Source organism: Cronobacter condimenti 1330, from assembly GCF_001277255.1.
Lineage (GTDB): Bacteria > Pseudomonadota > Gammaproteobacteria > Enterobacterales > Enterobacteriaceae > Cronobacter > Cronobacter condimenti.
In genome coordinates, this window is record NZ_CP012264.1 from 4045789 (window position 1) to 4062346 (window position 16558).

The following is a 16558-nucleotide window of genomic DNA, read 5'->3' on the forward strand; positions in this document are numbered from 1 at the left end:
GGCGCTATGCCCGCCTTTTTTCTTACTTGTAAACATCCGCCGTCGCGTGAATGTCTTTGCCGGTCTTCTCGCCGCTGGTGATGACATAATATTTGCCACCCATTTCATCGGCTTTCTTAACCAGTTCGGCTCTCGCATCCATCGGCGCGGTGCCTTGATCAGAGACGATCGTGCCAATTTTGGTGAGATTCATCTCTTTCACTTTATCTTTTTGCAGCTCTTCGGCCGCCAGCGCGCCAAACGACAGCGAACCCAGAACAACAGATAACAACATACCCGTGCGTAGTTTCATGTTTTTGGCTCCATACTCAGATGACTTGAAGGGGCGCAGAGAAAAACGCCCCGATAACAATGACATCTAAAGTATGGCGCGCTTTCAGCCATTTGCCAGGCGAGCCTTGAGCGCCAGCAGCGCATCGCAGAATTCACGCGGATGTGAGATGAACGGCGCGTGGGCCGCTTTCTCGAAAATGAGTGATTCGCTGGCAGGCCAGCGTGCATCGAGGAGCGCGGCGACATTGCGCGGCACCAACCCGTCGAGACGCCCGTACAGGCGTAAAAATGGCCCCTGCCAGACGGCGAGTGCCTCGCGCAGATCGGCGGTTTTCAGGATCTCCAGCCCGCCGTTTAGGACCTCGGCGCCAGGCATCGGCTGCGCCAGCACGATCGATTTCAGCACGCGCGCGTCCTGCCGCGCCGTCTCGGTTCCGAGCGTTTGCAGCGCCAGGAACCGCTCCACCGTACGCTGAAAATCCTCACTCAACTGGCGCTGGAAGCCACTTAGCACCTCTGGCTTAATGCCCGGCCAGTCATCATGCGCCTGAAAACAGGGCGACGAGGCGACGGTAACCAGCGCGTCGACCCGTGAGGGTGCATTCAGCGCCACCTGGCTTGCTACCAGTCCGCCGAGGCTCCAGCCCAGCCAGATGGCATGTTCAGGCGCGCGTTGCGCCACCAGGCCCGCCATCTCATCAAGCGTCAGCGCGCCAAACCCCTGGCTACGTCCATAGCCCGGCAGATCGACCAAATGCAGCGTAAAGTGCGAGCTTAATTCCTCTGAAATGCAACGCCACACTTCAGCATTCAGCCCCCACCCGTGCAGCAGCACAAGATGACAATTTCCTTCGCCCGTGGTCTGCCACCAGATGTCATTCATCCGTTACTCTTCTCATGATTGATGTACAAGGAGGTCGTCATGCTAGCAATACCAGGGATGTGTTGGCTATGCCGGATGCCACTGCGGGTGCCCGGCTGGGGAATTTGCTCGCGCTGTCAGCGGCTGCGACAGCTGCGGGTGTGCCCGCAGTGCGGGTTGCCCGCCGCGCTTGACACGCTCCCCTGCGGTCGCTGCCTGCAAAAACCGCCCGTCTGGCAGCGGCTTATCGCCGCGAGCGACTACGCACCGCCGGTAAGCGGCCTCGTGCATCAGTTTAAATTCCATGGTCGCACCGCCCTCGCTCCCGCCCTGGCCCGTCTGTTATTGCTAAAAGTGCTGGCCGCGAAACGCGCGGGCGCGCTGCCCGTGGCGGATATTATTATCAGCGTCCCTCTGCATCGCGCGCGCGCCTGGCGACGCGGCTACAACCAAAGCGCACTCCTCGCCATGGCATTGTCACGCTGGCTTGGGATACGCTACGCGGCAGGCGTAGTGGCGCGTATTAAAGCCGCTGCGCCTCAGCGGCAGCTCAGCGCCCGGCAGCGGCGCAGCAACCTGAAAGACGCCTTTCGGGTTGAATTACCCGTGACGGGTCTCCATATCGTTATTGTGGATGATGTCGTCACGACGGGCAGTACCGTTGCTCAGATCGCGCGCCAGCTCAAGCGCAACGGCGCGGCGACTGTCCAGGTATGGTGCCTGTGTCGAACCTTGTAGAGCCTCGATGATGGGCGTATTATAACCAAGTAAAATAGTCAACTATTAGGCCATTGTTATGATCCGTATTTCCGATGCCGCCCAGGCACACTTTGCCAAGCTACTGGCAAGCCAGGAAGAAGGGACGCAGATCCGCGTATTCGTTATCAATCCAGGCACCCCGAATGCTGAATGCGGCGTTTCCTACTGCCCGCCCGATGCTGTGGAAGCTACGGATACCGCGCTGAAATTCGACCTGCTCACCGCTTATGTGGACGAACTGAGCGCCCCGTATCTGGAAGATGCGGAAATCGATTTTGTGACCGACCAGCTGGGCTCGCAGCTCACGCTGAAAGCGCCTAACGCGAAAATGCGTAAAGTGGCGGATGACGCGCCGCTGATGGAGCGCGTGGAATATTTACTGCAATCGCAGATCAACCCGCAGCTTGCAGGCCATGGCGGGCGCGTGTCGCTGATGGAAATCACCGACGAAGGTTATGCCATTCTGCAATTTGGCGGTGGCTGCAACGGTTGTTCGATGGTGGACGTGACCCTGAAAGAGGGTATCGAGAAGCAGCTGCTGAACGAGTTCCCGGAACTCAAAGGCGTGCGCGATCTGACCGAACACCAGCGCGGCGAACACTCCTACTACTAAGTCGGTGTGCCGCAAGCCAACAAAAAGCCCGCTTTAAGCGGGCTTTTTTTTCGCGTATGCTCGGAATAAAAAAACCCGCACAAGGCGGGTTCTTTTTTGCGTCGATTTCACTGCTCAGGGCTATCCCGTCATCGCTGTCGGAAACCGCGCAAGCGGGGCGATTAGATAGCAGTTACGTTAGCAGCTGCCGGGCCTTTCGCGCCGTTTTCAACGGAGAAAGAGACCTTCTGGCCTTCTTCCAGGGTTTTGAAGCCGTTGTTCTGGATAGCGGAGAAGTGAACGAAAACGTCCTTGCTGCCGTTGTCCGGAGTAATGAAGCCGAAACCTTTTTCCGCGTTAAACCATTTTACTAAACCAGTCATTTTGTCAGACATGTTATCACCTTAAAAAAATCATTGAGCCTTGCGGCATTCATGGCCTGCATAACAGAATTTACTTAGCGCTTATGGAGGAGACTCAAGAAGGGATATCACGGGATAACACTTGAAATGAGAACTGCTTTACTAAACTGCTTTTCGACGGGTCTGTCTCGCAAACCGAGGAGTGCATTAACGCACGCCCACACCTACAAAGCAAGCTTTTTATCCGTAGCTAAAAAAATAATCGCCCCTGCGCGCGCTAAGCGAAACGCAGGGGCGAGACTTTACTTACGCTTGACCGCAGATGCGGTGCGCCGACGTTTATCCAGATCTTTGATAAGCCGGTTTAGCGATGCATCGGCAAACATCGCTTCCAGCCCGGCGGTGAGTTTGCGCCGCCAGTTTTTGTACTGCGCGCTGGTACCGGGAATGTTGACCGGCTGCGCCATATCCAGCCAGTCTTCTGGTTGCAGGCCAAGCAACGCACTATTGCTGTCAGCGATATAGCGCTGCAATGCGCGGTTTAGCGTGGCGCCCATTTTCATCCGCGCAGCGTGGTGTCCGGCGCGTTTTGGCAGGCAACCATGTTGATGCAGGCTTTCCAGCAGTCCCTGTTTGGCGCGTTCCCGATCGGCATACAGCCCTTTCAGCACGTCTTCGTCAGGATACAGCCCCAGCGTTTTACCAAGCGTCAGGTCGCCGCTTTCCCAGTAGCCGCGAAGCGTCGGCAGGTCATGGGTGGTCGCAACGGCCATCGCCTGCGCCGTCCAGCGTTTCGGCGCGCGGAAACGGCTGCCGCCTTCGTTTTCAAAATAGAGCACTTTATAGGAGTACACGCCGCTGTCGCGCAATTTGCCGACGATCTCCGCCGGTACCGTACCGAGATCTTCACCGATCACCATGCAGCGATGGCGCTGGCTTTCGAGCGCCAGGATCGCCAGCAGATCGTCGACCGGATATTGCACGTAAGCCCCTTTATCCGCCGTTTCCCCGTAGGGGATCCACCACAAGCGCAGCAGCGACATCACATGATCGATACGCAACGCGCCGCAGTGGGTCATGTTGGCGCGCAGCAGTTCGATAAACGGCTCATAGGCGCGCGCCTGCATCACGTGCGGGTCCATCGGCGGCAGCCCCCAGTTCTGACCAAGCGGCCCCAGAATATCCGGCGGCGCACCAACGGATGCCTTCAGGCAGTAAAGCTCGCGGTCACACCAGGTTTCCGCCCCGCCTTCCGCCACGCCGACCGCCAGATCGCGGTAAAGCCCGATCGGCATATCGTATGCCTGACTGGTTTCCCAGCAGCGGGCGAATTGCTCATACGCCAGCCATTGCAGCCAGAGGTAGAAATCGACGTCATCCGCACGTTTTTTGCAAAACGCCTGCACTTCCGGGCTGTGAATGTTTTGATACGCCTTCGGCCAGGCCGGCCAGCCCCAGCGCATCGGATCTTCCTGGACCTGCCAGGCGTGAATAGCGTCAAACGCCGCCTGCCAGTAAAGCCCTTCGCCCGATCGCGCCACAAAATCGCGAAACGCCACGACACCCTCATCATCCGGCCCGCGGGTTGAGAAACGCGTCCAGGCCATGCGCAGCGCGGTGAGTTTCAGCGCGGTCACGGCGGCGTAATCCACCCATTGAGATTCCCGCGCGGCCTTTACGCTCTTCTGCGTGGCCTCACGTTGCCACCAGGCCTGCGCCTCGTCGCTTAAGCGGAAATCCTCCACCGCGTTCACGTCGATATAAATCACGTTCAGCCAGCGGCGAGATGACGGGCTGTACGGGCTTGCGCTGTCCGGATTCGCCGGGTAAAGCGCATGGATCGGGTTTAAGCCAATAAACGCGCCGCCGCGCGGGCCAACCTCATTGAGCATCGCTTTCAGATCGCCAAAATCGCCGATGCCCCAGTTATTTTCCGAGCGCAGCGTATAAAGCTGCACGCACGCGCCCCAGAGTTTTTTGCCAGCGCGCAGCGCCTGCGGTTCATAACAGCGCTTCGGCGCGACAATAAGGCGGCACTGCCAACGGTTGTCGTTACGCGTGAGCGTCAGCGTGTGATACCCCTCGGTAAGCTTTGCCGGCAGTGCCAGCGCGTCGCCCCCGCGCGCCTCGCCGGAAAATTGCTCGCCCTTCTCGCTGGTAAGCAACCACTGATAATTGCCGCGCCCGTGCGGCGTTATCTGCATACGGCGGCTTTTTGCAATCACCAGCACCGGAGGTAACGGCGATGTTGCAGCGGTTTTCGGCGCAGCGTCGGAATTCATCGCTTCCAGCAAACGCCGTTTGGTCTCAGCGCCAATCGCCTGCGGTTTACCGTGCGCATTGATGTAGTTAGGGCTAATCCCCGCCGCAAGGGCGGAGGAGTCAAGGCGTTTGCTTTCCATGGCGGCTCCTTTAGCGTTTTGCCTGCCAGATACGTTGCTGATAATCCCGGATGGAGCGGTCAGAGCTGAACATGCCGCAGCGCGCGGTGTTAAGGATAGCCGCGCGGGTCCAGGCCTCCTGGTCGCGGTAGAGCACATCCACCTGCTTCTGGGCTTCAACATAGGCGGAAAAGTCCGCCATCACCAGGTACGGATCGCCACCTTGCTTGTCCATGCTGTGCAGCATCTGGTCGAAAGCGTGTTTGTCGCCATCGGCATAAACGCCTTTCTCCAGCTCTTTTAATACCGCATCCAGCAGTTTGTCTTTCTTGCGCCATTTCACCGGGTCGTAGCCTTTGGCTTTGAGCGCTTTCACTTCTTCAACGGTGTGGCCGAAGATGAAAATATTCTCTGCCCCCACCTGCTCGGCAATCTCGACGTTCGCGCCATCCAGCGTGCCGACGGTCAGCGCGCCGTTCAGTGCAAGCTTCATATTGCCGGTGCCTGAGGCCTCTTTACCGGCCGTAGAAATCTGCTCAGAGATATCCGCCGCCGGGATCATCATCTCGGCAACCGAGACGTTGTAATCCGGCAGGAAGACCACTTTCAGCTTATCGCCGACGGTAGGATCGTTATTCACCGTCTGCGCCACTTTGTTGATAGCGTAGATGATATTTTTCGCGAGGTAATACCCCGGCGCGGCTTTAGCGCCGAACAGGAACACGCGCGGTACGCGGTCTGCCTGTGGGTTTTCACGAATTTCTTTATACAGTGCCAGAATGTGCAGCAGATTGAGGTGCTGTCGTTTGTACTCGTGAAGACGTTTGATCTGCACGTCAAACAGCGCGTTCGGGTTGATCTCAATCCCGGTGCGGGCGTGGATATACGTCGCCAGGCGCTGTTTATTCTCCTGCTTGATGGTGCGGTAAGCCTGACGAAACGCCGCGTCGTCAGCATATTTTTCAAGCCCGGCCAGCGCGTCGAGATCGTTGACCCACTCTTTTTTCAGCGTGTTGTCGATAAGCGCGGCCAGCGCCGGGTTGCACTGCTTGATCCAGCGGCGCGGCGTGATGCCGTTGGTCACATTGTGGAATTTGTTCGGCCACAACTGGTGATATTCAGGGAACAGATCTTTGACCACTAAATCGGAATGCAGCGCCGCCACGCCGTTTACCGCAAAACCGCTGACCACGCAAAGGTTCGCCATGCGTACCTGGCCCTTATACATCACCGCCAGTTTCGCCCAGACTGCCTCGTCGCCAGGCCAGGTTTTATCGACCTGCTTTTTAAAGCGCGTGTTGATCTCTTTGATAATCTGCATATGACGCGGCAACAACGCGCGGATAAGGCGCTCGTCCCAGCACTCCAGCGCCTCTGGCATCAGCGTGTGGTTGGTGTAGGCAAAGGTGTTGCTGGTGATAGCCCAGGCCTCGTCCCAGCTCAACTGATGCTCGTCGATAAGCACGCGCAGCAGTTCCGGGATAGCGATAGTCGGGTGGGTGTCGTTAAGCTGAATCACCTCGTACGCTGGCAGCTCAGCCAGCTTGCGGCCCGCCAGATGATGACGACGCAGAATATCGGCAATGGAACAGGCGCACTGGAAATATTGCTGCATCAGACGCAGCTTTTTGCCCGCCTGATGGTTGTCATTCGGGTAGAGGACTTTCGTGAGTTTCTCTGCATCGATCCCCTGCTGCTCGGCACGCAGAAAATCACCATCGTTGAATTTAGTCAGATCAAAGGGATGTGCGTGCGTCGCCTGCCACAGACGCAGCGGCTGCGCCACGCTGTTACGATAGCCAACCACAGGCAGATCCCACGCTTCGCCGGTAATCACAAAACCTGGCACCCAGCGCGCTGTTTGCCCCTCTTTCGCCACTTTACCGCCGATACCTACCTGCACATTCAGCGCCTCGTTATGCGTGAACCATGGGTAGTTGCGGCGATGCCAGTCGTCCGGCGCTTCCATCTGCTTGCCGTCGTTAAAGGACTGGCGGAATAACCCGTACTGGTAGTTCAGACCATAGCCGGTCGCGCCCTGGCCAACGGTCGCCATCGAATCCAGGAAACAGGCCGCGAGACGTCCAAGGCCGCCGTTACCCAGCGCCGGGTCGATTTCCTGCTCAAGCAGATCGCCCAGATGGATATTGTGGCCCTGCAGAATGCGGCTGACCTCGTCATGCCAGCCGAGGTTCAGCAGGTTATTGCCGGTCAGGCGTCCAATCAGGAACTCCATCGAGATGTAGTTAACGTGGCGCTGCTGCGTTTTCGGCGGCTGCGCCGGGATGGCGACCAGCATTTCCGAGAGCGCGCCACTGACCGCCTGCCACCACTGGCGCTGCGTCATTTGTTCCGCGCGTTGTACACCAAAACGCTGCCACTGACGGGTCAGGGCAGCCTCAAACTCGGCCGGATTAAAGGTGGGCTGTGACATAGTGAATCAAGGTCCTGTAGCAAAAATAGGGAGAATTTTCGCTAGTTTGCCCGGCCCCCAGAGCGAATTCCTCATCCTGCGTGGGATTAGCGAGGGAGGAGAAATGGGGAGTAGCGAAAACTGTGATCGTCGCCACTAAACCTTAGTGGAGGGCGGGCAAAACGAAAGAAAATGCGGTGGATTTCGGCTTTGTAGACGCCCGGTTTACAAACGCGCTGTGCTCATCGGACAACCTCTGCGATTTGCCGTGTTACAAGAGAAACGATTTCTCACTAAAAATAACGCTTACACTCCTTTTTGCCGGGTTTATTGGGTGATTTAGCGCACAAAACCGGATAAAAGGTGAGCCTCTACGCCAGGTTTTCTGTCTTGCTGGTGAAGAAAAAAACAATCCAAAAAATTCGTCAGGCCAGAGCCAACGGCCTTCGCAGACAAACGTCCAGGAATTATTCACAGAAAAAATGGAAATGTGACAGAGTGCAACTTTAAGCGGCCAGAAAAAGGACATAACTTGCAATCGTGCCCATTCTGTCCGACCTTAATTTAGTATTAATTACGAAGCGCAAAAAAAATCGTCATCTCTTTGCCTCCTGCACAGTGAAGTGATCCTATGTTGATACCGTCTAAGTTAAGTCGCCCGGTTCGTCTTGAACACACAGTGGTTCGTGAACGTCTTCTGGCTAAATTATCCGGCGCTAGCAACTACCGTCTGGCGCTTATCACCAGCCCCGCCGGCTATGGCAAAACCACGCTGATTTCCCAGTGGGCAGCGGGTAAAACCGAACTGGGATGGTATTCACTGGATGAAGGTGACAACCAGCAGGAGCGCTTCGCCAGTTATCTTATTGCCGCCGTTCAACAGGCAACCGGCGGGCACTGCGCCAGCAGCGAAGTCATCGCGCAAAAACGCCAGTACGCCAGCCTCTCGTCGTTGTTCGCCCAGCTTTTTATCGAGCTGGCCGAGTGGCCGCGCCCGCTTTATCTGGTTATCGACGATTACCATCACATTACCAACCCGGTTATCCACGAGGCGATGCGTTTCTTCCTGCGCCATCAACCCGATAACCTGACGCTGGTCGTGCTCTCGCGCAACCTGCCGCAGCTGGGTATCGCCAACCTGCGCGTACGTGAACAGCTACTTGAAATCGGCAGCCAGCAACTGGCGTTTACCCATCAGGAGGCGCGTCAGTTCTTCGACTGCCGCCTGAGCCAGCCTATCGAACCTGCGCAGAGCAGCCGCCTGTGCGATGACGTCGCAGGCTGGGCGACCGCCCTGCAACTCATCGCCCTCTCCGCCCGCCAAAATACCGGCGCGGTGCATCAGTCGGCACGCCGTCTGGCGGGCATTAACGCGAGCCATCTCTCCGATTATCTGGTCGATGAGGTGCTCAATAACGTTGATAGCAATACGCGCCAGTTCTTGCTGAAAAGCGCCCTGCTGCGCTCGATGAACGACGCATTAATCGTGCGCGTTACCGGCGAAGAAAACGGCCAGATGCGCCTTGAGGAGATCGAGCGTCAGGGGCTGTTTTTACAGCGCATGGATGATTCCGGCGAATGGTTTAGCTATCACCCGCTGTTTGGAAATTTCCTGCGCCAGCGCTGCCAGTGGGAACTGGCGACCGAACTGCCGGATATTCACCGCGCAGCGGCGGAAAGCTGGATGGCGCAGGGTTTTCCAAGCGAGGCGATTCACCATGCCCTCGCCGCGGGCGACGCCAATATGCTGCGCGATATTTTACTCAACCACGCCTGGGGGCTGTTCAACCACAGTGAACTCACTTTGCTGGAACAGTCTTTAAAAGCGCTGCCCTGGGAGAGTCTGCTGGCGAACCCGCGTCTTGTGTTGTTGCAGGCGTGGCTCATGCAGAGCCAGCATCGCTACAGCGAAGTGAACACCTTGCTGGCGCGTGCCGAGCAAGAGATGAAAAGCGAAATGGACGAGACGCTGCATGGCGAATTTAACGCCCTGCGTGCGCAAGTCGCGATTAACGACGGTGACCCGGAAGAAGCCGAACGACTGGCGATGGTGGCGCTCGACACGCTGCCACTCGCGAACTTCTACAGCCGCATTGTGGCAACGTCAGTCCACGGCGAAGTGCTGCATTGCAAAGGCGATTTAACGAAGTCGCTGTCGGTGATGCAGCAGACCGAACTGATGGCTCGCCGTCACGATGTCTGGCATTACGCGCTCTGGAGCCTGATTCAGCAGAGTGAAATTCTCTTCGCGCAGGGCTTTTTACAGGCCGCGTGGGAGACGCAAGAAAAAGCATTTGTCCTGATCCAGGAGCAGCATCTCGAACAACTGCCGTTGCATGAGTTTTTGCTGCGCATTCGCGCGCAGTTGCTGTGGGCATGGGCACGCCTTGATGAGGCGGAAACCTGCGCCCGTACCGGGATGACGGTGCTGGCAAATTACCAGCCGCAGCAGCAGTTACAGTGTCTGGCGCTGCTGGTGCAGTGTTCGCTGGCGCGCGGCGATCTCGACAATGCCCGCAGTCATCTTAACCGTCTGGAAAATCTGCTGGGCAACGGCCATTACCACAGCGACTGGGTATCCAACGCCGATAAAGTACGGGTGATTTACTGGCAGATGACTGGCGATAAAGCCGCGGCGGCCACATGGCTGCGCCAGACGCCGAAACCGGCCTTCGCTAATAACCACTTCCTGCAAAGCCAGTGGCGTAATATAGCCCGCGCGCAGATCCTGCTTGGCGATTACGGCCCGGCGGAAATGGTGCTGGAAGAGCTGAACGAAAACGCCCGAAGCCTGCGCCTGATGAGTGATATCAACCGTAATTTGCTGTTGCTCAACCAGTTGTACTGGAACGCCGGACGTAAGAGCGACGCGCAGCGCGTATTGATGGAAGCCCTGGCGCTTGCGAACCGCACCGGGTTTATCACCCATTTTGTGATTGAAGGCGAGGCGATGGCGCAGCAGTTGCGCCAGCTATTGCAACTCAATACCTTGCCGGAAATTGAACAGCACCGCGCGCAGCGTATTTTGCGCGACATTAACCAGCATCATCGCCACAAGTTCGCGCATTTTGATGAGAATTTCGTTAATAAGTTACTGAATCATCCGGAAGTCCCGGAGCTTATCCGTACCAGCCCGCTGACCCAGCGCGAGTGGCAGGTGTTAGGCCTTATCTATTCTGGTTACAGCAATGACCAGATAGCCGGCGAGCTTGATGTGGCGGCGACAACCATTAAAACGCATATCCGTAATCTGTATCAGAAGCTTGGCGTGGCGCACCGCCAGGCCGCAGTGCAACATGCTCAGCAGTTGTTGAAAATGATGGGATACGGGGTGTAACCGCCGTTGACGGGGTTCGGGTGGCTGACGCTTCGCTTAATTCACTATTCAGTGATGCACGGCGGGTAAGCGCACCCGCCACCCGCCCTGCTGGACACGCGAATCAACACAACTCTAACTGCACCTTATTGGCGTTAATTACCTGCATCACGCCGACGGGCGGCATGATGTCGGTATAAACCGCGTCAACCAGGCTGATGCTGCCCAGGTTCACCATCGCGTTACGCCCGAATTTGGAGTGATCCACCACCAGCATCACATGCCGCGAATTCTCGATAATTGCACGCTTGGTGCGCACCTCGTGGTAGTCAAACTCCAGCAGCGAGCCATCGCTGTCGATGCCGCTGATGCCCAGAATCCCGAAATCGAGCCGAAACTGAGAGATAAAATCGAGCGTTGCCTCGCCGATAATGCCGCCATCGCGACTGCGCAATTCACCGCCCGCCAGGATAATGCGGAAATCGTCTTTCACCATCAGCGTGTTCGCGACGTTGAGATTATTGGTGACGATACGCAGATTCTCATGGTTCAACAGCGCGTGCGCCACCGCCTCGGGCGTAGTGCCGATATCGATAAACAGCGTCGCGCCATTAGGGATCTGGCTTGCGACTTTGTACGCGATACGCTCTTTTTCCGCCGTCTGGGTCGCTTTACGGTCGTGCCAGGAGGTATTGACCGAGCTTGATGGCAGCGCCGCGCCGCCGTGGTGGCGCAGGATCATGTTCTGCTCCGCCAGATCGTTGAGATCGCGGCGAATGGTTTGCGGGCTGACGGCGAACTGCTCCACCAGCTCCTCGGTACTCACATAGCCCTGCTTTTTAACCAGTTCAATAATGGCGTCGTGACGTTGTGTTTGCTTCACACCCTTCTCCTGACGTATTGCCGTATTATTTTCGTTTTCGCGCATGCAGAGTATCCGTCATAGCCATTGCCAGGCCAATCAGCATCCCCGCCACCAGATCGGCATTCGCCGTCTTGTTGCCAAACAGCCCCAGCCCGCCAATGGCCAGCCACAGCAGCATAAACACTAAAATGCCGCGCGGCAGGTACAGCCCGCACTCCGGCTCACGCTCACCGCGCAGCCAGACATAACCGACAAGTGCGTAGACGACCCCGCCGAGGCCACCGAACCATGGGCCGCCAACCTGATACTGGATAACGCCGCCAACCAGCGCGGTCACAAGCGTCAGGGTCAGCAGCTTGCCGCTGCCGGTCATTTTCTCCAGCGGGCCGGCGAGATACCACCACCATAGCAGATTGAAGATCAGGCTCAGCAGGGAAAAATGTAGCAGCAACGGACTGACATAGCGCCAGAGCTGAAATTTGAGAGAGGCATCGAAAGGCCATGCAAGCCAGACGGCGACCTGCGCATAACCAATGATGCTCATCGCGAGATAGACCGCGACACACAACACCATCATGACCAGCGTGAGCGGGCCTGCGTGGGCGCGTACGGTCGCCATAAATGGGTACGAGCGGTAGCGCAGCCCGGCGTTAAGCTGCCCGGTCTGCCAGCTGGCGGAGAGATAACGCGGGTCGCTCGGGTGCGCGAGAAAATAACTCAGCTCCGCTTTGACGCTTTCGGCCTGCGCTTCATCAGCAAGCCAGATATCCCAGGTCTCGTGCCGCTGGATCTCCAGCACCACGCCCTGGGTTGCCATATAGTCAACAAACGCCTGCGCCAGGCGCGGGTTGTCAAACGAGGTAATCATCAACATAGCAAGTCGTTCTGTCCAGAAAGGTATCCCCACACGAGGAAAGCAGTATACCTGCGAACGACGCGGACACCGATGCTTAACTCTCGCCGTGCGCGACTTCGGCCGGGAAATGACGGTGCCAGGCGTCAAAACCGCCGTCCACGCTGTAGACCTGCTCGAAGCCCTGATGAATCAGATACTGCGCCGCGCCCTTGCTGCTATTGCCGTGGTAACACATGACCAGCACCGGCACCTCGAAATCGTTTTGCTGCACAAAGGCCGACAGCGTGGCGTTCGTTAAATGAAACGCGCCCGGCGCGTGGCCCAGTGCATAGCTCTGCGGGTCACGAATATCCACCAGCACGGCGCTCCCCTGCTGCAGTTTCTGGTGCGCTTCTTCGACATTAATGCATTCAAACTGATCCATGGTGCTCTCTTTCTTAAGTAAAAGGGGGCGTAAGCCTGACAAAACGGCGTGCGGCGCGTCCTGCCGATAATAACGTAAGTGTAAGGCTTCCTCCGGCTGTAACGCCATAATGTTATTCACATCACACTGAATTGTTTTTTTGTTGTTATCAAAAGCGCGTTTGTTTGCTATTATGAGCGATAACGAACATTTATGAGCTTTAACGAAAGTGCGTGAGGGCAGCAGCATGGAAACCAAAGATCTGATTGTGATAGGTGGGGGCATCAACGGTGCCGGTATCGCGGCAGACGCCGCAGGGCGTGGATTATCTGTGCTGATGCTGGAAGCGCAGGATCTGGCATGCGCTACCTCGTCCGCCAGCTCCAAATTGATCCACGGCGGGCTGCGTTATCTGGAGCATTATGAGTTCCGCCTGGTCAGCGAAGCGCTGGCCGAGCGTGAAGTGCTGCTGAAAATGGCGCCGCACATCGCTTTCCCGATGCGTTTTCGCTTGCCGCACCGTCCGCATTTGCGTCCGGCATGGATGATCCGCACCGGTCTGTTTATGTACGATCACTTAGGCAAACGCACCAGCCTGCCAGGCTCAACCGGTTTGCGTTTTGGTTCGGATTCCGTCCTGAAGCCGGAAATCGTGCGCGGTTTCGAATATTCTGACTGTTGGGTCGATGACGCTCGTCTGGTGCTCGCTAACGCCCAGATGGTCGTGAAGAAAGGCGGCGAAGTCTTAACCCGCACTCGCGCCACCTCTGCGCGTCGTGAAAACGGCATGTGGATTGTGGAAGCGGAAGATATCGATACTGGTAAAACCTACACCTGGCAGGCGCGCGGTTTAGTGAACGCCACCGGCCCGTGGGTAAAAAACTTCTTCGACGACGGCCTGCAGCTGAAATCGCCTTATGGTATTCGCCTTATTAAAGGCAGCCATATCGTGGTGCCGCGCGTGCATAACCAGAAACAGGCGTACATCCTGCAAAACGAAGACAAACGCATTGTGTTTGTCATTCCGTGGATGGAAGAGTTCTCCATCATCGGCACCACGGACGTCGAATATAAAGGCGATCCGAAAGAAGTGGCGATTGACGAATCAGAGATCGGCTACCTGCTGAAAGTCTACAACGCGCACTTTAAGAAACAGCTCGGCCGTGAAGATGTGGTCTGGACTTACTCCGGCGTGCGCCCGCTGTGCGATGACGAATCCGATTCGCCGCAGGCTATCACCCGCGATTACACGCTTGATATTCATGATGACAACGGCAAAGCGCCGCTGCTGTCGGTCTTCGGCGGTAAGCTCACCACCTACCGCAAGCTTGCCGAGCATGCGATGGAAAAACTGACGCCGTACTACACCACTATCGGCCAGGCGTGGACCCGCAACGCCGTCCTGCCAGGTGGTGCATTCCAGGGCGAGCGCGACGATTACGCCGCGCAGCTGCGTCGCCGCTATCCGTTCATCAGCGAAACGCTGGCGCGTCACTATGCCCGCACCTACGGCAGCAACAGCGAACTGATTCTCGGTGATGCCGCCGATTTGAATGCACTCGGTGAACACTTCGGTCATGAATTCTACGAAGCAGAGCTTCGCTACCTGGTGGAACATGAATGGGTACGCCGCCTGGATGATGCCATCTGGCGTCGTACGAAACTCGGCATGTGGCTCAATGCTGAAGAACAGTCGCGGGTAACACAGTGGCTTTCCGAAAATGTCGGTAAAAAGGCGAACGTCACCCTGTCGCTGGCCTCCTGACCGCTAACGCTCCGCGACCGCGCCCTCTTCTGCGCGGTCGCGTCTTTTTATCTATGTGTTCCCCGCATTACCGCGCATTTCTGTCGCTACAATAAACACAATCATATTACTATCGGATATCCCCATGCCTTCAGGAGAGCGCCGCTTGCGCAAGGCAAAGTCCCGTTCGCCGGATGCCGTGATGCTGGCCTTTTTACTGCTGATTTCGCTGCTGGTTGCGGCCATCAGCGGCTGGTCGCTGTGGCAGTCCTGGCAGCATAGTGTTGAAGAGACAGAGCGGCAGGCGCGTAACCAGTCGATCTCCCTGGCGCGCCAGGCGGAAGATACGTTCCTTCAGGTGCAGCTAACGCTTGATGAACTGATACGCCGCTCCGATGAAATTTTTCTGCACCCCGCCGACTGGAACGGCCTGCGCGGCCAGCTCGCTCAACAGCAGCGCCAGCTCCCGCAGTTACACGGCCTGTTTGTGTACGATGCCCACGGCGACTGGCTCGCCACCTCTGGCAGTTACATTCCGGCACGCGCCAATAATGCTGACCGCGAATATTTCATCTGGCACAGCCAGCATAGCGATCCTGGCATTCATATCGGCCATGTACTGCGCAGCCGCTCTACGGGCGATCTCGTGGTGCCGGTATCGATGCGCCTGGATAACCGCGAAGGCCGCTTTCGCGGCGTGCTGCTGGCGACCGTGAAGCTTGATTATTTCCGCCAGTTTTATGGCTATTACGAAATGGGCCCGAGCGATACGCTCGGCATCACGTTTATCGACAGCACTGTGCTTTACGTGCGCCCGTTCCCGGATTCCTATATTAACCGTACGCTTTCTTCCAGCCCGCTTTTTACGCGCATGCTGAAAATCGCGCCGACCGGTGGCGGTGCCTGGAAATCGGCTATCGACGGCGTGCCGCGCATTTTCGGTTACGCAACGCTTGCGCGCTATCCGCTGGTGGTTTCCGCAGGCTATGACATTACCCGACTGCGCGACGCCTGGTGGCGCAACAATATTCCCACCGTTGCGCTCAATGCCATTCTTTTAGGCGTGGTGCTTATTTTCGGTGTGCTGGTGCTGCGCCAGATCCGCGCAAGCCTGCGCTACCAGAAAGAACTCATCGTATTGCGTGACGACCTGACGCGCTCAAACCATATTCTTCAGGATCTGGCGCTGCTGGATGGCCTGACCGGCCTCGCCAACCGCCGTCAGTTCGATATCTACCTGGAGCAGTGCATCGAGCGCGCCCGGCGTACCGGCGTGCCGGTATCGCTAGTGATGTGCGATGTCGACTATTTCAAAAGCTATAACGACACGCTGGGCCATGTGGCGGGGGATGAATGTTTAACGGCGGTAGGGGAAATCCTGCGCTATCTGCCGCTACGCAATACTGACCGGGTAGCGCGTTACGGCGGCGAAGAGTTCGCCATTATTCTGCCGGGCGCGGACACGCACGCCGCACAACGGGTGGCCCTGCGCGCGCTGGAGGCGGTGCACCACGCTCGCCTGTCGCATCCGGGCACGCCGATGGCGGATAAGATCCTGACGATAAGCGCAGGTGCCGCCACGGTTGACGGCGAAAATGCGGACATAGAAACCCTGAAAAATAAAGCAGACGAGGCGCTCTATCAGGCGAAACGCGCGGGGCGTAACTGCGTAGTCGGCGAGGCCGGCGTCACGCATCTTCTGCGGGATGTGCCGTCCCAGGCCTGATGCGCG

The 16558-nt window shown here is 57.3% G+C and carries 13 protein-coding genes; 5 read left to right on the forward strand and 8 right to left on the reverse strand.

What is annotated here, in order from left to right:
* Positions 1-22: 22 nt before the first annotated feature.
* Both AFK62_RS18630 and bioH read right to left on the reverse strand, forming a co-directional pair.
* On the reverse strand, positions 23-292 hold the full coding sequence (locus tag AFK62_RS18630) for a YdgH/BhsA/McbA-like domain containing protein (protein ID WP_053532076.1): 270 nt from the start codon (positions 290-292) through the stop codon (positions 23-25).
* Between the two features lie 84 nt (positions 293-376).
* Positions 377-1156, reverse strand: a complete 780-nt coding sequence (gene bioH, locus AFK62_RS18635) for a pimeloyl-ACP methyl ester esterase BioH (RefSeq protein ID WP_007671840.1) — start codon at positions 1154-1156, stop codon at positions 377-379.
* A 39-nt stretch (positions 1157-1195) separates the two neighbouring features.
* Here bioH and gntX point away from each other — a divergent pair, with 39 nt between their 5' ends.
* Positions 1196-1873 (forward strand): DNA utilization protein GntX, encoded by a 678-nt coding sequence (gene gntX / locus AFK62_RS18640; RefSeq protein WP_032984372.1) that lies wholly within the window; start codon positions 1196-1198, stop codon positions 1871-1873.
* 58 nt (positions 1874-1931) lie between these two features.
* A complete protein-coding gene (nfuA, locus tag AFK62_RS18645; RefSeq protein ID WP_007671835.1) occupies positions 1932-2507 on the forward strand; it encodes a Fe-S biogenesis protein NfuA in 576 nt (191 codons plus the stop codon).
* Between the two features lie 161 nt (positions 2508-2668).
* Here nfuA and cspE read toward each other — a convergent pair whose 3' ends face one another.
* From cspE to malP, 3 genes are all read right to left on the reverse strand, one after another.
* Positions 2669-2881 (reverse strand): transcription antiterminator/RNA stability regulator CspE, encoded by a 213-nt coding sequence (gene cspE / locus AFK62_RS18650; protein ID WP_007671833.1) that lies wholly within the window; start codon positions 2879-2881, stop codon positions 2669-2671.
* A 269-nt stretch (positions 2882-3150) separates the two neighbouring features.
* Entirely contained in the window at positions 3151-5250 is a 2100-nt protein-coding gene (gene malQ, locus AFK62_RS18655; protein WP_007671831.1) for a 4-alpha-glucanotransferase, read from the reverse strand.
* A 10-nt stretch (positions 5251-5260) separates the two neighbouring features.
* Entirely contained in the window at positions 5261-7663 is a 2403-nt protein-coding gene (malP, locus tag AFK62_RS18660; protein ID WP_007671820.1) for a maltodextrin phosphorylase, read from the reverse strand.
* 610 nt (positions 7664-8273) lie between these two features.
* Here malP and malT point away from each other — a divergent pair.
* Positions 8274-10979 carry an HTH-type transcriptional regulator MalT gene (gene malT / locus AFK62_RS18665; RefSeq protein WP_032984371.1) on the forward strand — a complete coding sequence of 902 codons (2706 nt, stop codon included), beginning with the start codon at positions 8274-8276 and terminating at the stop codon, positions 10977-10979.
* 103 nt (positions 10980-11082) lie between these two features.
* Here the strand turns inward: malT and AFK62_RS18670 are convergent, their stop codons facing one another.
* From AFK62_RS18670 to glpE, 3 genes are all read right to left on the reverse strand, one after another.
* A complete protein-coding gene (locus tag AFK62_RS18670; protein WP_032984386.1) occupies positions 11083-11841 on the reverse strand; it encodes a DeoR/GlpR family transcriptional regulator in 759 nt (252 codons plus the stop codon).
* Between the two features lie 25 nt (positions 11842-11866).
* The gene (gene glpG, locus AFK62_RS18675; RefSeq protein WP_032984370.1) at positions 11867-12697 is read right to left on the reverse strand and encodes a rhomboid family intramembrane serine protease GlpG; all 831 of its coding nucleotides are present in this window, start codon (positions 12695-12697) and stop codon (positions 11867-11869) included.
* Between the two features lie 76 nt (positions 12698-12773).
* Positions 12774-13103 (reverse strand): thiosulfate sulfurtransferase GlpE, encoded by a 330-nt coding sequence (gene glpE, locus AFK62_RS18680; protein WP_032984384.1) that lies wholly within the window; start codon positions 13101-13103, stop codon positions 12774-12776.
* A gap of 226 nt (positions 13104-13329) precedes the next feature.
* On the opposite strand from glpE, the gene glpD reads away from it, so the two are divergent.
* Positions 13330-14847 (forward strand): glycerol-3-phosphate dehydrogenase, encoded by a 1518-nt coding sequence (gene glpD / locus AFK62_RS18685; RefSeq protein WP_007671789.1) that lies wholly within the window; start codon positions 13330-13332, stop codon positions 14845-14847.
* Between the two features lie 145 nt (positions 14848-14992).
* Positions 14993-16552 carry a sensor domain-containing diguanylate cyclase gene (locus AFK62_RS18690; protein ID WP_007671787.1) on the forward strand — a complete coding sequence of 520 codons (1560 nt, stop codon included), beginning with the start codon at positions 14993-14995 and terminating at the stop codon, positions 16550-16552.
* Positions 16553-16558: the final 6 nt, after the last annotated feature.

Bases quoted from the DNA above. Each gene is read 5' to 3' on its own strand.
- glpD (WP_007671789.1), top strand. From the start codon at position 13,330: ATGGAAACCAAAGATCTGATTGTGATAGGTGGGGGCATCAACGGTGCC.
- nfuA (WP_007671835.1), top strand. From the start codon at position 1,932: ATGATCCGTATTTCCGATGCCGCCCAGGCACACTTTGCCAAGCTACTG.
- AFK62_RS18630 (WP_053532076.1), bottom strand. From the start codon at position 292: ATGAAACTACGCACGGGTATGTTGTTATCTGTTGTTCTGGGTTCGCTG.
- malQ (WP_007671831.1), bottom strand. From the start codon at position 5,250: ATGGAAAGCAAACGCCTTGACTCCTCCGCCCTTGCGGCGGGGATTAGC.
- glpE (WP_032984384.1), bottom strand. From the start codon at position 13,103: ATGGATCAGTTTGAATGCATTAATGTCGAAGAAGCGCACCAGAAACTG.
- malT (WP_032984371.1), top strand. From the start codon at position 8,274: ATGTTGATACCGTCTAAGTTAAGTCGCCCGGTTCGTCTTGAACACACA.
- gntX (WP_032984372.1), top strand. From the start codon at position 1,196: ATGCTAGCAATACCAGGGATGTGTTGGCTATGCCGGATGCCACTGCGG.
- glpG (WP_032984370.1), bottom strand. From the start codon at position 12,697: ATGTTGATGATTACCTCGTTTGACAACCCGCGCCTGGCGCAGGCGTTT.
- cspE (WP_007671833.1), bottom strand. From the start codon at position 2,881: ATGTCTGACAAAATGACTGGTTTAGTAAAATGGTTTAACGCGGAAAAA.
- bioH (WP_007671840.1), bottom strand. From the start codon at position 1,156: ATGAATGACATCTGGTGGCAGACCACGGGCGAAGGAAATTGTCATCTT.
- malP (WP_007671820.1), bottom strand. From the start codon at position 7,663: ATGTCACAGCCCACCTTTAATCCGGCCGAGTTTGAGGCTGCCCTGACC.